Source organism: Hydrogenophaga sp. RAC07 (assembly GCF_001713375.1).
Taxonomy (GTDB): domain Bacteria; phylum Pseudomonadota; class Gammaproteobacteria; order Burkholderiales; family Burkholderiaceae_C; genus Hydrogenophaga.
This window is the reverse complement of record NZ_CP016449.1, coordinates 1,983,312-2,002,794: the sequence shown is the minus strand read 5'-3', so window position 1 is coordinate 2,002,794 and position 19,483 is coordinate 1,983,312. Positions and strand designations below refer to the sequence as shown.

Genomic DNA, 19,483 nt, shown 5'->3' with positions numbered 1-19,483 from the left:
TTGGCTACTCCCAACTACGGATACGAAAAACGCCAGCGCGAGCTTGCCAAGAAGAAAAAGAAAGAGGAAAAGCTCAAGGCCAAAGCCGAAGGCCGCCGCCATGACGACACGGATGCGCCGCAAGAGCCGGGCACCGATGCACCGGACAGCGCGGCGGGCGGCGACGGCGCTGGCGCCGGCAACTGACCCCAGGGGTCTTGCCAGCGGCCTGGGCCCAGCGCTCAGGCCGTGTTTTCGCTGGCGATCAAGGATCGCGCAGCCTCGTTCAGCGACCCGGCTGAACGGTCCCGCAGCTCACAGGGCAGGGCCTGCGCAAATTGTTTGAAGTTGCGCCCGATGGACTGGGCGTACATGGGGTCGTAGTGGCTGGTCAGCAGCTCCAGCACCACCGCCGGTGTCTGACCATTCTTCACCTTGTCCGTCCAGCCCGACACCACCTCCTTGCCACGCAGTTCGGTCAGCGCTTCCAGGCGTGAACAGAACGACGCCGGGTCTTCCACGAAGAAGTCGTAGTCCTCCAGCAGCAGCGCCACACGCTCCTCATCCGACAGGCGCAGGTCGATGCAGGGGCTGGCCCGCATGGCGTCGATCAGCGCATCGGGCACGCGCACATTGCCCACCTTCTTGCTCTCGCTCTCCACGTACACCACGCGCGTCGGGTCAAAGCCCCGCAGGGCAGACCACACCATCGAATCAAAGCGCTTCTGGCTCGGTTGCGGCTGGCCGGGAATGTGACCCAGCACCGAGCTGCGGTGGCTGGCCAAGGCTTCCAGATCGAGCACCTGCGCGCCTTGTGCAGCCAGGGCCTGCAGCAGGCGCGTCTTGCCGCTGCCGGTGGGGCCGCAGACGACGCGGTAGTGCAGGCGCTCGGCCAGCGCCGGCAGCGACTCCACCAGCGCTGCGCGCCAGGCCTTGTACCCGCCTTCGATGAGGGTGACGTGGAAGCCGATGGCGCCCAGGATGGTGGCCAGCGCTCCGCTGCGGTTGCCGCCGCGCCAGCAGTACACCAGCGGCTTCCAGGTGCGCGGTTTGTCGATCACTTCGCGTTCGATGTGGGCCGCGATGTTGCGCGCCGACAGGGCCGCGCCGCGCTTCTTGGCCTCGAACGGGTTGACCTGCTTGTACATCGTGCCGATGGTGATGCGCTCTTCGTTGTTGAGCGTGGGCCAGTTCACCGCGCCAGGCACGTGGTCGAGCGCGTGCTCGTCTTCGGTGCGGGCGTCGATGATCAGGTCGAATTCGGCCAGGCGGCTCAGCGCCTCGGTGGCATTCAGGGTGTGGACGGGCATGCCCGATTATCGACGGGCAATCAGTTTTCGCAGTTCGGGCCACACGTTGTCGCGCATGGTGGGCTGGGCCGCTTCGTTGGGGTGGATGCGATCGTTCTGGAACAGCGCCGTGGGGTCCTTGGTGTCGGCCACGTCCTTCAGGAAAAACGGCACCAGCGCGGTTTTCTCGGCCTTGGCCACGGCGGTGAACACCTCGCGGAATTCCTGTGCGTATTTCGCGCCGTAGTTGGGCGGCATCTCCATGCCCAACAGCAGCACCTGCGCGCCCGCTTCACGAGACAGCCGCGCCATGGTGGCGAGGTTGTCGCGTGTCATGTTGAGTGGCAGGCCGCGAAGCGCGTCGTTGCCGCCCAGTTCGATCACCACCCACTTGGGTTGGTGCTGCTTGAGCAGGGCCGCGATGCGCGAGCGCCCGCCCGAGGTGGTGTCGCCGCTGATGCTGGCGTTGACCACGCGCGCCTTCACTTTCTCTTTGGCCATGGTTTCGCTCAAGAGGGCCACCCAGCCGGTGCCGCGCTTGAGGCCGTATTCGGCGCTGAGCGAGTCGCCCACCACCAGAACCACCGGCGGGTGGCTGCTGGCGGCCTGTGCGGGTGCCTGTGCCAGTGCGGTGCCCAAAGACCCTGCGGCGGCGAGCGCGCACACGCTGCAGACCAGCGCGTTAAAGTGACGGCGTTTCAACTTGAGAAGTCCTTCCATGTCCGATGTGATGATTGCGGTCCAGCATGTGTTCAAGTCGGTCACCGACTCCACCGGGTCGCTGACCATTCTGCGCGACATCGATTTCACCCTGAACAAAGGGGAAACCGCTGCGATCGTGGGTGCGTCCGGGTCGGGCAAGAGCACGCTGCTGTCCATCGTGGCCGGGTTGGACACACCCACCAGCGGCACAGTTCACATCGATGGCGTCGATTTGTTCGCCATGGACGAAGACCAGCGCGCCGCGCTGCGTTCGCAAAAGGTCGGCTTTGTGTTCCAGAGCTTCCAGCTGCTGGGCAACCTCACCGCGCTGGAAAACGTGATGCTGCCGCTGGAGTTGGCCGGCCGGCGCGATGCCCGCGCCACCGCCACCCACATGTTGAAACGCGTGGGCCTGGGCGAACGTCTCTCCAGCTACCCCAAGGTGCTCTCGGGCGGCGAACAGCAGCGCGTGGCGCTGGCGCGTGCCTTCGTGGTGCAGCCCGCCGTGCTGTTGGCCGACGAGCCCACCGGCAGCCTCGACTTCGCCACCGGCGGCAAGATCATGGAGCTCATGTTCGACCTGAACCGCGAGCAGGGCACCACGCTTGTGCTGGTCACGCACGACCGCGGCATCGCACAACGCTGCGTGCGCCGCATCACCATCGAGGCCGGGCAGGTGGTGCCCGAAGTGAAAGAGACCGCGGCCGTCGCCTGAGGCTGCCCGCGCCCGGAGGGGATAATCCGGGCATGTCTTCCCCCAAAGTGCTTTTCGGCTTTCACGCCGTGGGCGTGCGCCTGAAAACCGCGCCCCAATCCATCATCGAGATCTACTACGAGCCCACGCGTCGCGACGCGCGCATGCGCCAGTTTCTCGACAAGGCCCGCGAGGCCAACGCCCGCCTGATCGAGGCCGATGGCCTGCGCATCGCCAAACTCGCCGGCAGCCACGGCCACCAGGGTGTGGCCGCGCGCGTGGAAGAGATCAAGCAGGTGCACTCGCTCGACGAGTTGCTGGAACAACTCGAGGCTACCGGCGTGCCGCCCTTGCTGCTGGTGCTCGACGGCATCACCGACCCGCACAACCTGGGCGCCTGCCTGCGGGTGGCCGACGGTGCCGGCGCACACGCCGTGATCGCGCCCAAGGACCACGCCGCCGGCATCAACGCCACCGTGGCCAAGGTGGCCAGTGGTGCGGCCGAGACCATGCCTTACTTCATGGTGACCAACCTGGCGCGCACCCTGGGCGAACTCAAGGAACGCAACATCTGGATCATCGGCACCAGCGACGACGCACCCAAGACGCTGTACCAAGTGGACCTCAAGGGCCCGGTGGCGCTGGTGCTCGGTGCCGAAGGCGCGGGCATGCGCCAGCTCACCCGCAAGACCTGCGACGAACTGGTGCGCATCCCCATGCATGGCGCGGTGGAGAGCTTGAACGTGTCGGTGGCCAGCGGTGTGTGTCTGTACGAGGCGCTGCGACAGCGCAGTTGAAGCCAATGTACGAGACGGTGCGTGGCTGGATTCGTGAGGCGCGCCACATCGCTGTGCTCACGGGCGCTGGCATGAGCGCCGAATCCGGCGTGCCGACGTTTCGCGATACGCAGACGGGTTTGTGGTCAAAATTCAACCCTCAATACCTGGCGACCGAAACCGCGTTTCGCGCCCATCCCCAGCGAGTGTGGGATTGGTATGTCCATCGCAGAGAGATGATCGCTGCCGTGCAACCCAATGCAGGCCACAGGGCGCTCGCCAGTTTCGCGGAAGGGCACCCCGGCCGCTTGACCCTCATCACCCAGAACGTGGATGGATTGCACCAGCGTGCCGGGCAGACCGATGCCTTGGCCCTGCATGGCAACATCGCAGAAGACCAGTGGCTGAACGCGGCACGCAGCTGCTGCAGCAAGCAAAGCATCGAGGCCGGTCGTCCACCGCGTTGCCCGGTGTGCGGCAACCTGCGCCGTCCTGGGGTGGTGTGGTTTGGGGAAAGCCTGCCGGCCGCTGCACTCGAGGCCGCTGAGCTCGCTGCCCGTCATTGCGATCTGATGCTGGTCATCGGCACCTCGGGTGAGGTCTATCCCGCAGCGGGTCTGGCCTTCACGGCACACCAGAGTGGTGCCCGCGTGGTGGTCATCAATCCCGAGGCCACACCGCTCGATGTGGTGGCTCAGTTGTGTCTCCATGAGCCAGCGGCTGTGTGCCTTCCAGCCTTGTTGGCCTGACTTCATTGACCTGGCTGGTCAAACGAAGCCCAACGCCCCCAACACCGCCCCCACCCCGATCATCCACAGCAGGTGGATCTTCGTTCGCCACACCAGCAGCGTGGCCACCGCCGTCAGCAACCACAGAGGCCAGTCGCGTGCTGGGTGGTCATGGGAGCCGGTGAGGAGCCAGCCGGTGGCGATCAGCAGGGCGATCACGATCGGGGCCATGCCGGTCTTGAAGGCGCGCACGGCGCGCAGTTCCCGGTTCTTGTGGGCCCAGCGGGTGGCGGTGTAGGTGAGCACCGACGAGGGCAGCATGATGGCCACCATGGTGACCACCACACCCAGCAGCGCGAGCGCCCAGGCGGTCCAGCCGGCGCCGGGGCCGCCGCCTGCGTTGAGGCCCACGTTCCAGCCGAGCAGGGCGACAAACAGCACATTGGGGCCTGGTGCTGCTTGCGAGAGCGCGATCGACGAGGTGAACTGCGCGTCGCTGAGCCAGGCGTTCTGGTAGACCAGGTAGCGGTGCATGTCGGGCGCGGTGGTGATGGCGCCGCCCACACCCAGCAACGACAGCGACGCGAAGTGCGTGAACAGGTTGAGCCAGCTTGCCGCGTCGGGCGTCATGGCGGTCATGCGCGGGGCTCCTCAAGGCGATCGAGCACGCGGTACGCCCAAACGCACGCCACGCCGCCAATGCCCAGCAACACCCAGAGCAGGGGCCAGCGCAGAAGACCGATGGCGATGAAGGTGAGCACGGCCAGACCGATGCACACGGCCATGCCCATGGCATTTTTGTCGAGGGCTGCAATCAGCTTGATGCCGGTGGCGGTGATCAGGCCGGCGGCCACGGCGCCCATGCCGCGCAGGGCGTTTTGTGCCATGGGGTTGTCGGCCACGCTGCCGTATGCCACGGCCAGCAACAGCACCACCACCATCGGCGCGGCCAGCATGCCGGCCAGTGCGGCGAGTGCGCCCGGCAGGCCGAAATAACGCCCGCCGATCATCATGGACAGGTTGACGACGTTGGGGCCCGGCATGATCTGCGCGACGGCCCAGTCTTCGACGAACTGTTCGCGTGTCATCCAGCGCTTCTTCTCCACCAACTCGCGCTGGACCACCGCCAGCACGCCGCCAAAACCTTGCAGGGCCAGCCAGGTGAAGGCGAGGAAGAGGTCGGTTTTGGACTGGGGTTGAGCGGGGGTTTCTTCAGCCACGCTGCAGCATGTCGCGAACCGCGTCCACCAGCAAGGGTTTGGTGACGAATCCCTGGATGACGGGAATCTCGCCCACCCGTTCGCGGTCCTTGGGTGATCCCGACGAGGTGAGCATCACCAGCATGACCGTGGGTTTTCCCTTCAGCAGGGGCGTGGCTTCCAGCGCGAATTCGAAGCCATCCATCAGCGGCATGTTGATGTCGAGGTAGATGCAGGTGGGGATGGTGAGGGGATCGGTCTTGAGGTAGGCCAGTGCCTCAATACCGCTTTCGAAGACCAGGATTTCACCCTTGAAACCGGCACGCCGGATCATGATCTCGTGGAAGACGTTGTCGGCCTCGTTGTCGTCGATCAGGATGAAACGCTCGGGTGCGGTCATGGTCATTCCAGGTGGGGCGCTGCGGGGGCCGCAGGCAGGTGCAGGGTGAAACGGCTGCCTTCATCGGGAGTGGACTGCACGGAGATGCTGCCCCCGTGCAGCTGCGCGATGCGGCGGCACACCGACAGACCCAGGCCCGTGCCTTCGTAATGTTTGCGCGTGTGCAGGCGCTTGAACATGTCGAAGATGTCGTGCAGGTGCTCGGTTGCGATGCCAATGCCGTTGTCGCTCACGTGAATCTGGTGGCCGCCATCGGCCTCTTCCACCGTGATGCGCACCACGGGCGGCACACCCCGGCGCGAGAACTTCAGGCCGTTGGAAGCCAGGTTTTTCAGCACGATGCGCAGCAGCGACTCGTCGGCGATCACCATGGGCTGGGTGCCGCATTCCATGCGGCCATCGGTGCGGGAGAGCAGGGGGCCGAGATCGCTTTCGATCTGCTGCATCAGACGGCCAATCTCGACCGGGCGCAGCTTCACGGAGCGGTTGTCCAGCCGCACGAAATGCAGCAAATCGTCGAGCAGAAAGCTCATGCGTTGCCCGCCCGATTGCACGAACGAGAGGTACTGCTGCGCTGAAGGCGACAGCTCGTCCTGGTGGTCGGCGACCAGCAGGGATGTGAAGTTGTTGACGGTGTTGATGGGTTCGCGCAGGTCGTGCGAAATGATGTGGATGAAGCGTTCCTGCTCCATCGTGCGTTGTTCCAGCAACGCCACCGTCTGCTGCAGTTGCGCTTCCCGGGCCCGGGTCTCCTGCACGTCCTGCGCTCGCATCACGGCCCCGGCGATGTCCCCCCGCGCGTTGCGCACGGGCAGCAAGGCCACTTCCACATAGCGGGTGCCGCGCGCGGGAAAGTCGGTCTTGCGGGTGTACGACACGGTCTCGCCCGCGAGGGCGCGGTCGAGCTGGGGCTGGATGATGTGACGAAAAGCGTCCTCGCCCACGAGTGAGGCGATGTTGTGCCCGATGACTTCTTTTCGTGTACCGCCCCAATAGGCGAGGAAGGTGTCGTTGACGTGCTGGATGAGGTAGTTGGGGTCGATGTAGACCTGCAAGTCCAGACCGGCAATGGCCATGGCCGTGAGCTCTTCGTGCTGCAGGCGCCAGGCCTCGCTGTTGCGCGTGGCTTCTTCGATGCGCACCGATTCGTGTTCCAGCAAGTTGACAACGAGGCTGGCCAGACGGCGCAGGGCGTCGAGCTGGTCCGCGTTGAGCGAGCGGGCTTTCATGTCGACCACACACACCGTGCCCAATGCAAGCCCATCGTGGGTGACGATGGGGGCGCCAGCGTAAAAGCGGGCGTCGGGTGCGTTGGCCACCAACGGGTTGTCGCTGAAACGGGGGTCCAGGCTGAGGTCTTCAACCACCATCACGTGATCCGGATCGAGGATGGCGTGAGAACAAAAGGCCACTTCCCGCGGCGTTTCCCGCTCTTCAACACCAATGCGTGACTTGAACCACTGGCGGTCCTGATCGATGAGCGTGATGAGCGCCACCGGTGTGCCGCAGATCATTTGCGCGAGGGCAGAAATGTCGTCGAACGCCTTTTGCGGCAAGGTGTCGAGGATGCCCAACTCCTGGAGTCTGACCAGTCGTTGGGCTTCGTTGGCGGGAATCGGAGAAGTCTGCATGGTGCGCGTATCAAGGGTCGGCAAGTTGTAACACAGCCCCTTGTTTTGCATACGTTCTGCGGATGGATATACCCCACCCTGTCCACTTCGACACATCCTCCGCGCTGGCCGCTGTGACGCCGCTCACGGCCGCCAAAGTGACCGATGTTGGTCTGGTGCAGGCCTCAGACCGACATGCCGCCCGAGACCTCGATCACCGCACCGTTGATGTAGCTGGCCTCGTCGCTCGCCAGGAACGCATAGACGTTCGCGATCTCCTCGGGCTGGCCCAGGCGGCGCAGGGGCACGCGGTGCTCCATCTCGGTGATCACTTTCTCGGGAATGGTGGAGAGGATGGGCGTGGCAATGAAGCCGGGTGCCACCGCGTTGACGCGGATGCCTTTGGGCCCGAGTTCGCGGCTCCAGGTCTTGGTGAAGCCGATGACACCGAACTTGCTCGCGGCGTAGTTGGTCTGGCCAAAGTTGCCGTAGATGCCCACCACCGACGATGCGTTGAGGATCGCGCCGCTGCCCTGCGCGGTCATGTGTTCGGCCACGGCCTGGGCGCAGTGGAAGACACCGCGCAGGTTGACGTCGATCACGCGGTCGAATTGCTCCAGCGTCATCTTCTGCAGCCGTGCGTCCTGCGTGATGCCGGCGTTGTTCACCAACACGTCGATGCGGCCAAAGCGCTCCATCACACGCGCCACCACGGCGTCGACCATCTCGCGCTGCGTCACGTCCATCACAAAGCCCACGGCCTGGGCGCCCAGCGCAACGCACTGCTGCACCGCCGCGTCCACGGCGGACTGCTTCACGTCGCAGACGATGACGACAGCGCCTTCCTGGGCAAACTTGATGGCGGAGGCCAGGCCTATGCCCTGGGCGGCGCCGGTGATGAGGCTGATCTTTCCTTCGAGGCGTTTCATGTTCAGTAGACGGGTTGGTGGTGGCGGATGGTGCGTTTCACGACTTCGCTGAGCGCAAACCCGGGACCGAACTTGTGAGCCAGCTGGGCGCAGCGCGCTTCGAACGCGTCGATGCCCATGCCGTAGATGAACTGCAGCGCGCCCCCGGTCCAGGCCGGAAAGCCGATGCCGAAGATGGAGCCGATGTTGCCGTCGTGCACGCTGGTGAGCACGCCTTCGGCCAGGCAGCGCGCGGTCTCCACCGCCTGGCGGTAGAGCAGGCGGTCTTTCACCTCCTGCAGCTCCCAGGCGTGTCCGGGTTTCTCAAACAGGGGTTTGAGCTCGGGCCACAGCGCTTTCTTCTGCCCGGCCGGGTAGTCGTAAAAGCCCCCGCCGGCCGCCCGGCCAGCGCGGTGGAGCTCCTTCACCATGCGCTCGACCAGCAGCTCGCCTGGCGTGGCCTCATAGGTCTTGCCCTCGGACTGGAAGTCATCGCGGGTCTGGTCCAGCACGTGGACCGAGAGCGACAGCGCGGTTTCGTCCAGCACGGCCAGCGGTCCCACCGGCATGCCGGCCTGCATGGAGGCGTTTTCGATCACGGGAGCGGGGATGCCTTCGCCCAGCATCGCCGCGCCTTCCATCACGAAGGTGCCAAACGTGCGGCTGGTGTAGAAACCGCGCGAGTCGTTCACCACAATCGGCAGCTTGCCAAGCGCCTGCACGTAGTCGTACGCGCGAGCCACCGTTTCGTCGTCCGTTTCCTTGCCGCGGATGATCTCCACCAGCTTCATCTTGTCCACCGGGCTGAAGAAGTGGATGCCGATGAACTTGGCCGGGTGGGTGCTGGCCTGCGCCAGGCCGGAGATGGGCAGGGTGGACGTGTTGCTGGCAAAGAAGCCGCCTTCGGCCAGCATGGGCTCGGCCTCGCGCGTCACCGCAGCCTTGAGCTCGCGGTTCTCGAACACGGCCTCGATGATCAGGTCGCAGCCTTGCAGATCGGCCGGGTGCGCGGTGGGCGTGATGCGCTCCAGCAGCGCCTGCTGGTCGTGCGGACTCATGCGCGCTTTGTCGACGCGTGGCTGGGTGAGCTTGGCGCTGTAGGCCTTGCCGCGCTGCGCGTTCTCCAGGCTCACGTCTTCCAGCACGGTCTCGATGCCGCGGCTGGCCTGGACGTAGGCGATGCCCGCGCCCATCATGCCGGCGCCGAGGATGCCGACCTTTTTCGGCTTGTAGCGCGGCACGTCTTTCGGGCGCGACTGCCCGCTTTTGATCGCGTTCATGTTGAAGAAGAACGTGTTGATCATGTTGCGCGCCACCGGGCTCACGATGAGCTTGGCGAGGTAGCGGCTTTCGATCCGCGTGGCTGTGTCGTAGTCCACCATCGCGCCCTCGGCCATGGCCGCCAGCGCGGCTTCGGGGGCAGGGTACAGGCCGCGCGTTTTCTGCTTGAGCATGGCCGGCGCCACGGTCAACATGCCGGCGATCTTGGGGTTGGCCGGTGTGCCGCCCGGGATCTTGTAGTCCTTGGCGTCCCAGGGGTGCTGGGCTTGGGGGTTGGCCGCGATCCACAACAACGCCGCGGTGCGCAACGAGGCCGCCACGTCGTCGCCATTGGCCGGCACCAGCGCGTGCACCAGGCCGAGGTCGAGTGCCTCGCGCGGGTTGAACAGCTTGCTCTCCAGGATGTAGGGCTGCGCGCCCATCAATCCCAGAAGACGCGTCATCTTGGTGATGCCGGTGGCGCCGGGGATCAACCCCAGCGTGATTTCGGGCAGGCCCAGCTGGATCTTGGGGTTGTCCACCGCGACGCGGTGGTGACCCACCAGCGCCACTTCCCAGCCGCCGCCCAGAGCTGCGCCGTTGATGCAGCTCACCACGGGCACACCCAGGGTTTCCAGCGTGCGGAAGTTTTTCTTGGTCTGCTCGATCTCGGCGAAAACGCGCGGCGCATCGGCCGGCGTGAGGCGCATGGTGCTCTTGAGGTCGGCGCCGGCGAAGAAGGTGCTCTTGGCTGAGGCCAGGACGATGCCCTCGATCAAACCTTTGTCGCGCACCACCAGGCCGGTGGCAGTGCTCAGGTCGCGCTGCCAGTCGGCGCACATGGTGTTCACCGGGGAGCCGGGCTCGTCGAAGGTGAGGGTGGCAATGCCGTCGTGCAGTTCGTAGCGGATGGTTTTCATGGGGTTTCGGATTCCAGTTCAGACGCGCTCAACGATGGTTGCGATGCCCATGCCGCCGCCCACACACAGCGTGGCCAGGCCGTAGCGCAACTGGCGGCGGTGCAACTCATCCACCAAGGTGCCGAGGATCATCGCGCCCGTGGCGCCGAGTGGATGCCCCATGGCGATCGCGCCGCCGTTCACGTTCACCTTTTCGTGCGGCACGCCCAGCTCTTTCATGAACTTCATGGGCACGGCGGCAAAGGCCTCGTTAACCTCGAACAGGTCGATCTGGTCAATGGTGAGTCCCGCCTTGGCCAGCGCCTTGCGCGCCGCCGGCATGGGCCCGGTGAGCATGATGGTGGGGTCGGCGCCCGAGAGCGCCACCGAGACGATGCGCGCGCGCGGCGTGAGGCCGTGCGTCTTGCCCGCAACCTCGCTGCCGATCAGCACCGCGGTGGCGCCGTCGACGATGCCGGACGAGTTGCCCGCGTGGTGCACGTGGTGGATGCGCTCGACCTGCGGGTAACGCTGCAGCGCCACCGCGTCAAAGCCCATGCCGCCGAGTTGTTCGAAGGCGGGCTTGAGCGCGGCGAGGCCTTCCAGGGTGGTGTGTGGCTTGATGAACTCGTCCTCGTCCAGGATGGTCTGGCCGAGGAAGTCGGTGACGGGCACGATCGAGCCCTTGAAGTAACCCGCGGCGCGCGCGGCCGCCGCGCGCCTCTGCGATTCGAGGGCGAAGGCGTCCACGTCGTCGCGGGTGAAGCCATCGAGCGTGGCGATCAGGTCCGCACCAATGCCTTGCGGTACGAACAGGGTGTCGCTGTTGGTGGCCGGATCCTGCGCCCAGGCGCCGCCGTCGGAGCCGATGGGCACGCGGCTCATGCTTTCCACGCCGCCGGCGACCACCAGGTCTTCCCAGCCGCTTTTGACCTTCATGGCCGCCATGTTCACCGCCTCGAGGCCCGAGGCACAAAAGCGGTTGAGCTGCACGCCGGAGCAGCGCCAGTCCCAGCCGGCCTTGAGCGCGGCCACCTTGGCAATCACCGAGCCTTGTTCGCCAATGGGCGAGACCACGCCCATCACCACGTCGTCCACCGCCGCGGTGTCGAAGCCGTTGCGCTGCTGCAGATGGGTCAACACGCCTGCGAGCAGGTCGATCGGCTTGACCTCGTGCAGGCTGCCGTCTTTCTTGCCCTTGCCGCGCGGTGTGCGCACGGCATCAAAAAGAAATGCTTCGCTCATGGTGTCTCCTGGGGGAAGGCGGATGCCGCGAATCAGTATAGACTTTTGCCAAGCATTTGCTTTGTCAAATTCCTGCCCTCAGTCTGATAGGTGACACCATGATCGAACGCACCCTCTTCAACGCCGACCACGAAGCCTTTCGCGACAGCTTCCGCAAGTTCGTCGACAAGGAAATCGCACCGCACCACGAGGCCTGGGAAGAGCAGGGCTATGTGGACCGCGCGGTGTGGAGCAAGGCGGGTGAGAACGGTTTCCTGTGCATGACGCTGCCCGAGGCATACGGCGGTTCGGAGGCCGACAAGCTGTATTCGGTGGTGCAGATGGAGGAGATCGCGCGCACCGGTTTCACCGGCATCGGCTTCGGTCTGCACAGCGAGATCGTGGCGCCGTACATCCTGCACTACGGCACCGAAGAACAGAAGAAAAAGTACCTGCCCAGGCTCGCCAGCGGCGAGCTGGTGGGTGCCATCGCCATGAGCGAGCCTGCGGCCGGCAGCGACCTGCAAGGTGTGAAGAGCACAGCCATCAAACAGGCCGACGGCAGTTATCTGCTCAACGGCAGCAAGACCTTCATCACCAACGGCTGGCACGCCGATCTGGTGATCGTGGTCGCCAAGACCGACCCGGGTGCGGGCGCCAAGGGCACCAGCTTGTTGCTCGTGGAGCGCGGCATGCCGGGCTTCGAAAAAGGCAAACGCCTGAAGAAGCTCGGCATGAAGGCGCAGGACACCTCCGAGCTGTTTTTCGACAACGTGAAGGTGCCGGCGGAGAACCTGCTGGGCGGCGAAGGCAAGGGCTTCATCTGTCTGATGGAGCAGTTGCCCTGGGAGCGGCTGCAGATTGCCATCGGAGCCGTGGCCGCAGCGCAGGCCGCGATCGACTGGACGGTCGAATACACCAAGGACCGCAAGGTGTTCGGCCAGGCCGTGGCGGCGTTCCAGAACACGCGATACAAGCTCGCCGAGTTGCAGACCGAGGTGCAGGTGGCGCGCGTGTTTGTGGACAAGTGCTGCGAGCTGGTGAACATCGACAAACTGGACACCGCCACCGCCAGCATGGCCAAGTACTGGTGCTCCGACCTGCAGTGCAAGGTGATGGACGAGTGCGTGCAGCTCTTCGGCGGCTACGGCTACATGTGGGAATACCCGATCACAAGGGCCTATGCCGACGCGCGTGTGCAGCGCATCTACGGCGGCACCAACGAGATCATGAAAGAGGTGATCTCGCGCGCCATGGGACTGGGCGGGCGCTGAACACCCGCCCACCTTTGACCCGTCTTACTTCTTCGCGGCCTCGCCCAGGCGGCGGCCGAGCGAAATCGCGTAGGGCGCGGCCCGTGCATTCAGCACCGGGTCGGCCGACGGTTTGATGCCGGCGGGCAGCACCAGCGGGTTGAAGGTCATGGTGTCGCAGGCGCCGCCCATGCCCTCGCTCACCTTGTCGATCACCAGCTTGCCGGCCGAGACCACCGGGCGTGCGTCGGGCCAGGTCAGCGTGGGGTCGGTCAGGTTGTCGCCGGCTTCGGCCAGTTGCAGCCGGAAGTCAAACGACACCGGGGCCTTGCCCACGCGCTCGCGCAGCTCGCCGGCCAGGAACTCGTCGCCCATGGATTTCAGCTGGTCTTCGCTGAGCCCGAGCACACCTGCCTCAGGCACGAACTGCCAGCGCGCGAAGCGGCTCTTGCCGGGCGCGGCTTCGAATTCAAACGCGTTCACACCCCAGTAGTTCACCGTGCCGTAACTGGCCGGCACCGGCGCTTGCGCGAGATAGGCGCCCTGGCGCGTGGTGTCGGGGTTGGCCGCACTGAAGGCCTTGATCTTTTCCGGGTCGGCCTTGCCGGTGGCCGGGTCTGCGGTGCGGGCCTGCACAAAAGGCGCGAACTGCTCGGGCTTGCTCACGAAGAACACCGGCGCCGAGATGTTCGCCATCTGCCACTGCTCGCCGCCGGGCAACTGGAACTGCAGCGCCAGGCCGCGCACCGATTTGGCCTTGTCGCTCGCCTTGGGGCTGCCGCCACCGACCGAGAAACGTGCCACCACGGGAATTTTGTCGCCCTTGAAGACCGACGCGCGCGAGAGTTCGCGTCCGGCGGCGTTGCCGATGAAGTGGCCGCTGGCGCAAATGCCTTTGGCGCCCGAGCGGCGCGAGCCCGGCTGTGGGCCGGCCAGGCCTTCGAGCGCGTTGACCTGGCTTTCAGCGAGCGACGTTTGTGCGAATGCGGTGGGAATCAGCAGGGAACTGCCCAGGGCAGCGGACGCTGCGGCAGCAAGCAACAGAGGTTTCATGGGAGGAGGCCTTTCGGTGGGTGTGACAGCGGTGGTGCACCGTGCAACCACCTGTGCGGTAGTCGACGGTTGCGCCCGCTCCTTACACCACCGAACGTATTTATTTGGCCGCGTGTCCCGCACCTATGTTGACCTCCAGTAGTTAAAAAGTATGATCCGCCCCTGTTTCGCAACGGGAGGGTGGATTCATGAAAAACGTCGACATCAAACAGCTGGCCTTGTTCTGCGAACTGATCGAGAGCCAGAGCCTGACCGAAGCGGCATCGCGCATGAACATCACGCCCTCGGCCGCCAGCCAGGCGCTCACCCGCTTGCGCAACGTGCTCAACGACGACCTGTGCGTGCGCGAGAAAAACCGCTACCAACTCACCCCCTACGCCGACGGCGCTTACGGCGTGTTTCAGCAGATGGTCGAGCTGTGGAAAGACGTGAGCAACAACGCCTGGATGTTCAATCCGCTGGAGTGCGACTCGCACATCATCATGTCGTGCTACGACGCGTTTGGTGAGACCGAACTCGCCGAGCTCTACCGCAGCATCACCCGCAAGGCGCCCAAGCTGGGACTGGACATCCACGCGCCCGCCAATGGGCCGGCCGATGTGGACGCGCTGCGCGCAGGCGCGGTCGATGTGGTGTGCAGCCACTACGAGCCGCCCGCCGATGCGCGCGATCTGTACCGCGAGACCGTCAAACATTTCCACATCACCCACTGCTGCGTGGCCGTGGACCATCCCCGCATCGGAGACACGCTCTCACTGGCGCAGTACCAGGCCGAGGAGCATTTGCTGATCACCTTCCTCAAGCGCCATGGGGGACGCCGCAGCCCCATCGACCTGGAACTGGAAGCGCGCGGTTTCCCCCCGCGCAAGACCACCATCGTGAATTCCTGGCACCTGTGTTCGGAGCTGCTCGCCCGCACCGACCGGCTGGTGACCACCAGCCGCCAGCAGGCCAGACAGCTGGAGCGCAGCAATCCGCGCATCCGCTCGGTGCCCCTGCCCACCGACTTTGAATGGCCCACGATGCCGGTCAACATGATCTGGCACCAACGAACCCACAACAGCAAGCCGCACCGGTGGCTGCGTTTGCAACTGCGGGAATTTCTTTCGGCGGTGGCCGAAGAGCCGGTGGCCAGTGGCGCTGCGCACAGTCCGCTGGGCGCTGTGGGGCAGGGCACCCGCTGAGGCGGGCCGCCTTGCGCCACAGGCGATCAGGTTGTCCAGCTGCTGCAGCTGGCGCACAGCCACCTGCTCGCTGATCTTGCGGCACATCAGGTCAAAACACTCAAAGCGCACCTCGCGAACACTGTCGATTTGCGAGGCCAGCACGATCCGCAGGTAGACCCTGAGGTCGCGAGCCGACATGTCGGACACGTGCGCCCCGAGCAGGTCACCGATCATCTTTTTCACCTGTTCCAGCCGGAGCTGTTCACAGGCCAATCTGGTGGCGTCATCCGTGGTGGACGTGATCTTGCGCAGCCATTCGCGAAAGCCGGTGTTGAAAGCGCTGTTGGGGGCTTTGGTTGAATGGAATGTGTGTGCGGGCGAGGGCAGCGCGTTGGTGCGCCAGGGGTTGCGAGCGGGTTGTTTGGGTGACATGGACTTCCTCCGTTGACCGTTTTGTCGATGGAGAAAAATTTAAAAGTTCAGCGGGCTGGCGTCCATGTCGAGTTTGGCGATACCCATGTCGTAGAACTGAATAGGGAAAATCAATCGGGCGCAGGCAGAACCAGTTGTGTCCTCAGCACAAGCCCCTCGGGCGGCGCGTGATCGGCCAGCACCCAGGCGCGGTCGCGATGGCTGGACGCTTCCTCCAGCAGGCCGTTCAGAAAGCGGATGGAGACCATGTCCAGCGCAGCAAAAGGTTCGTCGATCAAGGTGAGGGGGGTGCCGGCGGCAAAGGCCGCACACAGCCAGACCTTGCGTTTGCTGCCGGCAGAGAGCATGTACATCGGCTTTTCGATGTGAGGCTCCAGCGCAAAGCCGTGAGCCAGCTCACGTGCCTGGCGCACATTGAAGTTCGGGTAGCGCGCTGGCAGGCCGTCCCACCAGGTCTGGGCACTGATCGCATCGAGCGCGTCGCTGCGCGGCTCGGTGCGAAACACCTGCGTGCCCGGCGGTTGATCATCAGAGCCGTTCAACTCGATGGATCCGCTGTCGGGAGACAGATCGCCTGCGAGCAGGCGCAAGAGCGTGGTCTTTCCGCAGCTTTCTTCGCCAGAGACCACCGACAGGCCGGCGGGCAGCACCAGGTTCAGGTGGTCAAACAGCGGCACGCCGGGCCAGCTGAAGCACAGCGCTCGAACCTCCAGCACGGTGCCCTGGGTGAGATGTCCCATGCCTCAATAACCGATGCTGTAGCGAAGGCCCTGGTGGTTGAGCACCGCGCTGCGGGGGCCGATGGTTTCCAGCCGCAGACCGGGCGCGATGTCCTGGCCCTCCTGCACCACCTTGCCGTTGGCGATCAGCATGCGCAGCGCCGGGTTCTGCGAGTAGGTGGAGCCACTCAGGTTGACGGCTGGCAACTGCGCGCGCGCTTCGGCGCTGAGTTCGCCAAAGCTGGGCACTGCGGTGCTGGCTGGCGGTGAGGCGGGCGGCGTGGTGCCTTTTGCTGCCACCGCGGGCGCCGGGGACGCAGCCGGCGCTGCAGCGCTGGAGGCCGCTGCTGCAGGCGCTGCAGGCGGCGAAGGTGCGGGACGCGGCGGCGCCAGGATGGGCTGCACCGGTTGGGGGGGCGGGGTGATGCGCTCCGGGGTGCTGGTGGGTGCCGGGGGCTGAACGGGCGCGGCTGGTGCAGGTGCTGCAACGATCGCGGTGTCGGGCTGCGCAGCGATCGGCGCGCTGGCGGCCGGGGTCATCTCCTCATTGCCCGCCCACCACCAGGCGCCCAGCGCAACCAGTGCCAGCAAGAACACCAGGAGGCCCACCAGCGCGTGCCAAGGGCGAAAGCGCGCGCCGTTCGCGCGGCCGCGCCCGGCGGGGGGCACGAGCTGGCTCTTCAGACCGGGCACACGCCCGCGCTCTCGCTCGGCTTCGGCCCGTTGCAGTGCGTCAAGGATGTAGGACATGCGGTTTGGGGCGTCTCAGGGCTTGGGTGCGAAGAGCCGGGGCTCATCGACACCGCTGGCGAGGTTGACCTGCATGAAGGTCACAGGCCCGGCCACCCCGGCGGCGTCCACACCTTGTGATCGTTGAAACGCCTTGACACGCGCATCCAGGCCGCTGGCCGAGGCTGGCACGCGGCCTTGGGCCTGCAGGCTGGCGATGCGTTCGCCCAACCACAAGGCTGCCGGGCCTTCCAGACCGTCGACCAGTCGTCCACTGTGTCCGGGGGGCGTGCGCCAGAGGGTGGCAAATTCGCCGCGCCACAGGTCCGCCAGCGCGCTCAGGGACAGGCGCCAGCGTTGTTCGCCGGCCTGCAGGATCACGCTGTCGCCAGCCATGCCGGTGATCAGTGCGCGTCCGGCGGGCTGGCCGGCGGCGCGCAGCATCAGGATGCCGGGACGGTTGAGCTGGCGCAGTCCATTGAGCGTCATGCGGTTCGTGCGGTAGCACTGCAGCTGGTGCTCCAGCGCGTTGGCGCAGGCGTCGCTGTCGCTCAGCGACTGCCCCCAGAGCGGGCCGAGTTCGCGCCACGCGGCGGTCTCGTTGTTGATGAGGGCCCCCGATGGCGGCGCACCTTCCGTCACGGGGCGGGTCGTGTCGGGTGGCGGATCGGCCGGGGCCGGGGCTGGAGCGGGTGTGCTGGCAACCGCGGGGGTGTTCGCTTCGGGTGGGGCTGCGGTTGGCGCGGCAACGGGTGGGGTGTTCATCGTCGCAGCGCCCGTCTCCAGCGGCAGGGCAACAGGCTGCGATGTGCTCCACCACCAGAACATGGCGCCGGCCACCAGCGCGCCGCCCAGCGCTCCGGCGCCCAGCGTGCCCAACCAGGCGGGCAGGGCCTGCAGGCGGTTGGGTGACTTCCGCGGGGTGGTGCCGGGCAGCTCGCCTTCGAACACTTCGCGCGCGGCCTTGTCGACCACCGCGACCACCACCTGCGGCACGCCACCGGCGTAGGCACCGAGCAGCGCGCGGTCGCACAGCAGGTTGATGCGCCGGGGCACGCCGCGGGCCAGGTCGTGGATGCGCGCCACCGCCTGTTTGGAGAAAGGCAGCGGCCCGCGAAGGCCGGCCACCTGCATGCGGTGCTGGATGTACTGCAGGGTTTCGGCCTTGTCGAGCGTGCCGAGGTGAAAACGCGCGATCACCCGTTGGGCAAGTTGTTCGAGTTCGGGTTTGGCGAGGATGGTGCGCAGCTCGGGCTGGCCGATCAGGATGATCTGCAGCAGCTTGCGCTCGCTGGTCTCCAGGTTGGTCAGCAGGCGCAGCTGCTCCAACACATAGGGGGTGAGGTTCTGGGCCTCGTCGATGATGAGCACATTGCGCTCGCCCCGGGCGTGGCTGGCCAGCAGGTAGGCGTTGAGCGGGTCGAGATGGTCCTTGATGGTGGCCGGGCCGATGCCCTCGTGCTTCACCTCGATGTGAAACTCGCTGCAGATCGTCTTGAGCAGGTCGCTGACGGTCAGCTTGGGGTTGAAGATGTAGGCCACCCGGCAGTTCTCGGGCAGCTGTTCGAGGAAGCAGCGGCACACCGTGGTCTTGCCGGCGCCGATTTCGCCGCTCAGCAACACGAAACCACCACCGCCCCGGATGCCGTAGAGCAAATGCGCCAGTGCTTCCCGGTGACGCTCGCTCATGAAGAGGTAGCGGGGGTCCGGTGCAATGGAAAACGGGCTCTGTTTGAGCCCGAAAAACTCGGCGTACATGCACCCGAGCATACCGCCGCCCTCCTGCGCCGGCAAAGGCGCAGGACCAGACACCGGGCCATGGTGGCCCAGCGCTGGATGCGAGAGTGCGATCAGGCTGCCAAGGCCATGGCGTGTTTGCTGCCCACCTTGCTGCCGGCATTCACCGAGCACTCGATGTCGCCGGAGAGCTGGCCGCCTTCTTCGATGACCACTTTGCCGTAGCGAATGCGTCCGGTCACCTTGCCGGTGGAATAGATCACCAGCTTGTTGCGCACGGTCAGGTTGCCGTCGAACACGCCGCGAATCTCGGCAATGTCGATCTCGGCCGAGCCCTTGAATTCACCCTGCTGGGCGATCTGGATCACGCGCGAGTCCATCGTGGCTTCCACCATGCCTTCGACCACCAGCGTGTCGCAATCGGTGATCTCCACGCCCTTGAGCTTGATGTTCGGTCCCACGGTCAGCTTGCTGCCGCCTTCGGGAGCGCCGGAGGAAGCCGACTGGGCCATGGAAGGGGTGGAGGGCAACTCGACGTCGGGGGTGGTCGGGGTGGCTGCGGACGGCTGCGATGGCGTCGCAGTGCCGCCCGTGCTCTGTCCGTAGCGAGGTGTGGCCATGCCCTGGTTCAGGGTTTTGGGTTGATCGATGTCGCGTTTGCCAAAGTGCAGTGCCATGCCAGCTCCTTCAAAAAGTGAAGCAGTCATGCTAAGTGCGGCGGTGCTT

At 65.5% G+C, this 19,483-nt stretch carries 20 protein-coding genes; 6 read left to right on the top strand and 14 right to left on the bottom strand.

The window, feature by feature from the left end; all coding sequences use genetic code 11:
- Entirely contained in the window at positions 1–186 is a 186-nt protein-coding gene (locus tag BSY239_RS09360) for a hypothetical protein (RefSeq protein ID WP_069046614.1), read from the top strand.
- Between the two features lie 35 nt (positions 187–221).
- Here the strand turns inward: BSY239_RS09360 and mnmH are convergent, their stop codons facing one another.
- Both mnmH and BSY239_RS09350 read right to left on the bottom strand, forming a co-directional pair.
- Positions 222–1,289, bottom strand: coding sequence for a tRNA 2-selenouridine(34) synthase MnmH (gene mnmH / locus BSY239_RS09355; RefSeq protein WP_069046613.1), 1,068 nt, complete (start codon positions 1,287–1,289; stop codon positions 222–224).
- Positions 1,290–1,295: 6 nt separating this feature from the next.
- Complete coding sequence (locus BSY239_RS09350) at positions 1,296–1,988, bottom strand: arylesterase (protein ID WP_069046612.1); 693 nt, start codon at positions 1,986–1,988, stop codon at positions 1,296–1,298.
- Here BSY239_RS09350 and BSY239_RS09345 point away from each other — a divergent pair.
- The 3 genes from BSY239_RS09345 to BSY239_RS09335 are packed head-to-tail and all read left to right on the top strand — an operon-like array spanning position 1,987 to position 4,189.
- Positions 1,987–2,685, top strand: a complete 699-nt coding sequence (locus BSY239_RS09345; RefSeq protein WP_069046611.1) for an ABC transporter ATP-binding protein — start codon at positions 1,987–1,989, stop codon at positions 2,683–2,685. The two genes, BSY239_RS09350 and BSY239_RS09345, sit on opposite strands and share 2 nt — an antisense overlap.
- Positions 2,686–2,717: 32 nt before the next feature.
- Positions 2,718–3,461: a 23S rRNA (guanosine(2251)-2'-O)-methyltransferase RlmB gene (gene rlmB, locus BSY239_RS09340; protein WP_069046610.1), complete on the top strand. Its 744-nt coding sequence runs from the start codon at positions 2,718–2,720 to the stop codon at positions 3,459–3,461.
- 5 nt (positions 3,462–3,466) lie between these two features.
- The gene (locus BSY239_RS09335; protein WP_069046609.1) at positions 3,467–4,189 is read left to right on the top strand and encodes an SIR2 family NAD-dependent protein deacylase; all 723 of its coding nucleotides are present in this window, start codon (positions 3,467–3,469) and stop codon (positions 4,187–4,189) included.
- Positions 4,190–4,207: 18 nt separating this feature from the next.
- On the opposite strand, the gene BSY239_RS09330 is transcribed toward BSY239_RS09335, so the two are convergent.
- From BSY239_RS09330 to BSY239_RS09300, 7 genes are all read right to left on the bottom strand, one after another.
- Positions 4,208–4,807, bottom strand: a complete 600-nt coding sequence (locus tag BSY239_RS09330) for a chromate transporter (RefSeq protein WP_236944167.1) — start codon at positions 4,805–4,807, stop codon at positions 4,208–4,210.
- Positions 4,804–5,388 (bottom strand): chromate transporter, encoded by a 585-nt coding sequence (locus BSY239_RS09325; RefSeq protein WP_069046608.1) that lies wholly within the window; start codon positions 5,386–5,388, stop codon positions 4,804–4,806. Before BSY239_RS09325 ends, BSY239_RS09330 begins: the two co-directional genes overlap by 4 nt.
- Positions 5,381–5,767, bottom strand: a complete 387-nt coding sequence (locus BSY239_RS09320) for a response regulator (protein ID WP_069046607.1) — start codon at positions 5,765–5,767, stop codon at positions 5,381–5,383. Before BSY239_RS09320 ends, BSY239_RS09325 begins: the two co-directional genes overlap by 8 nt.
- Before the next feature lie 2 nt (positions 5,768–5,769).
- On the bottom strand, positions 5,770–7,398 hold the full coding sequence (locus tag BSY239_RS09315) for a sensor histidine kinase (protein WP_172823092.1): 1,629 nt from the start codon (positions 7,396–7,398) through the stop codon (positions 5,770–5,772).
- 164 nt (positions 7,399–7,562) lie between these two features.
- A complete protein-coding gene (fabG, locus tag BSY239_RS09310) occupies positions 7,563–8,306 on the bottom strand; it encodes a 3-oxoacyl-ACP reductase FabG (RefSeq protein ID WP_069046605.1) in 744 nt (247 codons plus the stop codon).
- 2 nt (positions 8,307–8,308) lie between these two features.
- Positions 8,309–10,465 carry a 3-hydroxyacyl-CoA dehydrogenase NAD-binding domain-containing protein gene (locus BSY239_RS09305; protein ID WP_069046604.1) on the bottom strand — a complete coding sequence of 719 codons (2,157 nt, stop codon included), beginning with the start codon at positions 10,463–10,465 and terminating at the stop codon, positions 8,309–8,311.
- 18 nt (positions 10,466–10,483) lie between these two features.
- Positions 10,484–11,689, bottom strand: a complete 1,206-nt coding sequence (locus BSY239_RS09300) for an acetyl-CoA C-acetyltransferase (RefSeq protein ID WP_069046603.1) — start codon at positions 11,687–11,689, stop codon at positions 10,484–10,486.
- A 98-nt stretch (positions 11,690–11,787) separates the two neighbouring features.
- Here BSY239_RS09300 and BSY239_RS09295 point away from each other — a divergent pair, with 98 nt between their 5' ends.
- Entirely contained in the window at positions 11,788–12,942 is a 1,155-nt protein-coding gene (locus BSY239_RS09295; protein ID WP_069046602.1) for an acyl-CoA dehydrogenase family protein, read from the top strand.
- Between the two features lie 24 nt (positions 12,943–12,966).
- On the opposite strand, the gene BSY239_RS09290 is transcribed toward BSY239_RS09295, so the two are convergent.
- A complete protein-coding gene (locus BSY239_RS09290; RefSeq protein WP_069046601.1) occupies positions 12,967–13,974 on the bottom strand; it encodes a catalase family peroxidase in 1,008 nt (335 codons plus the stop codon).
- A gap of 188 nt (positions 13,975–14,162) precedes the next feature.
- On the opposite strand from BSY239_RS09290, the gene BSY239_RS09285 reads away from it, so the two are divergent.
- Entirely contained in the window at positions 14,163–15,158 is a 996-nt protein-coding gene (locus BSY239_RS09285) for a LysR family transcriptional regulator (protein ID WP_069046600.1), read from the top strand.
- 524 nt (positions 15,159–15,682) lie between these two features.
- Here the strand turns inward: BSY239_RS09285 and BSY239_RS09280 are convergent.
- From BSY239_RS09280 to BSY239_RS09265, 4 genes are all read right to left on the bottom strand, one after another.
- Positions 15,683–16,312 (bottom strand): ABC transporter ATP-binding protein, encoded by a 630-nt coding sequence (locus BSY239_RS09280; RefSeq protein WP_069046599.1) that lies wholly within the window; start codon positions 16,310–16,312, stop codon positions 15,683–15,685.
- Positions 16,313–16,315: 3 nt separating this feature from the next.
- Positions 16,316–17,041 carry a general secretion pathway protein GspB gene (locus BSY239_RS09275; protein WP_069046598.1) on the bottom strand — a complete coding sequence of 242 codons (726 nt, stop codon included), beginning with the start codon at positions 17,039–17,041 and terminating at the stop codon, positions 16,316–16,318.
- Between the two features lie 15 nt (positions 17,042–17,056).
- Positions 17,057–18,790, bottom strand: coding sequence for an ExeA family protein (locus BSY239_RS09270; protein WP_236944166.1), 1,734 nt, complete (start codon positions 18,788–18,790; stop codon positions 17,057–17,059).
- Between the two features lie 80 nt (positions 18,791–18,870).
- Positions 18,871–19,377 carry a bactofilin family protein gene (locus BSY239_RS09265; RefSeq protein ID WP_442905799.1) on the bottom strand — a complete coding sequence of 169 codons (507 nt, stop codon included), beginning with the start codon at positions 19,375–19,377 and terminating at the stop codon, positions 18,871–18,873.
- Between the last annotated feature and the right edge of the window lie 106 nt (positions 19,378–19,483).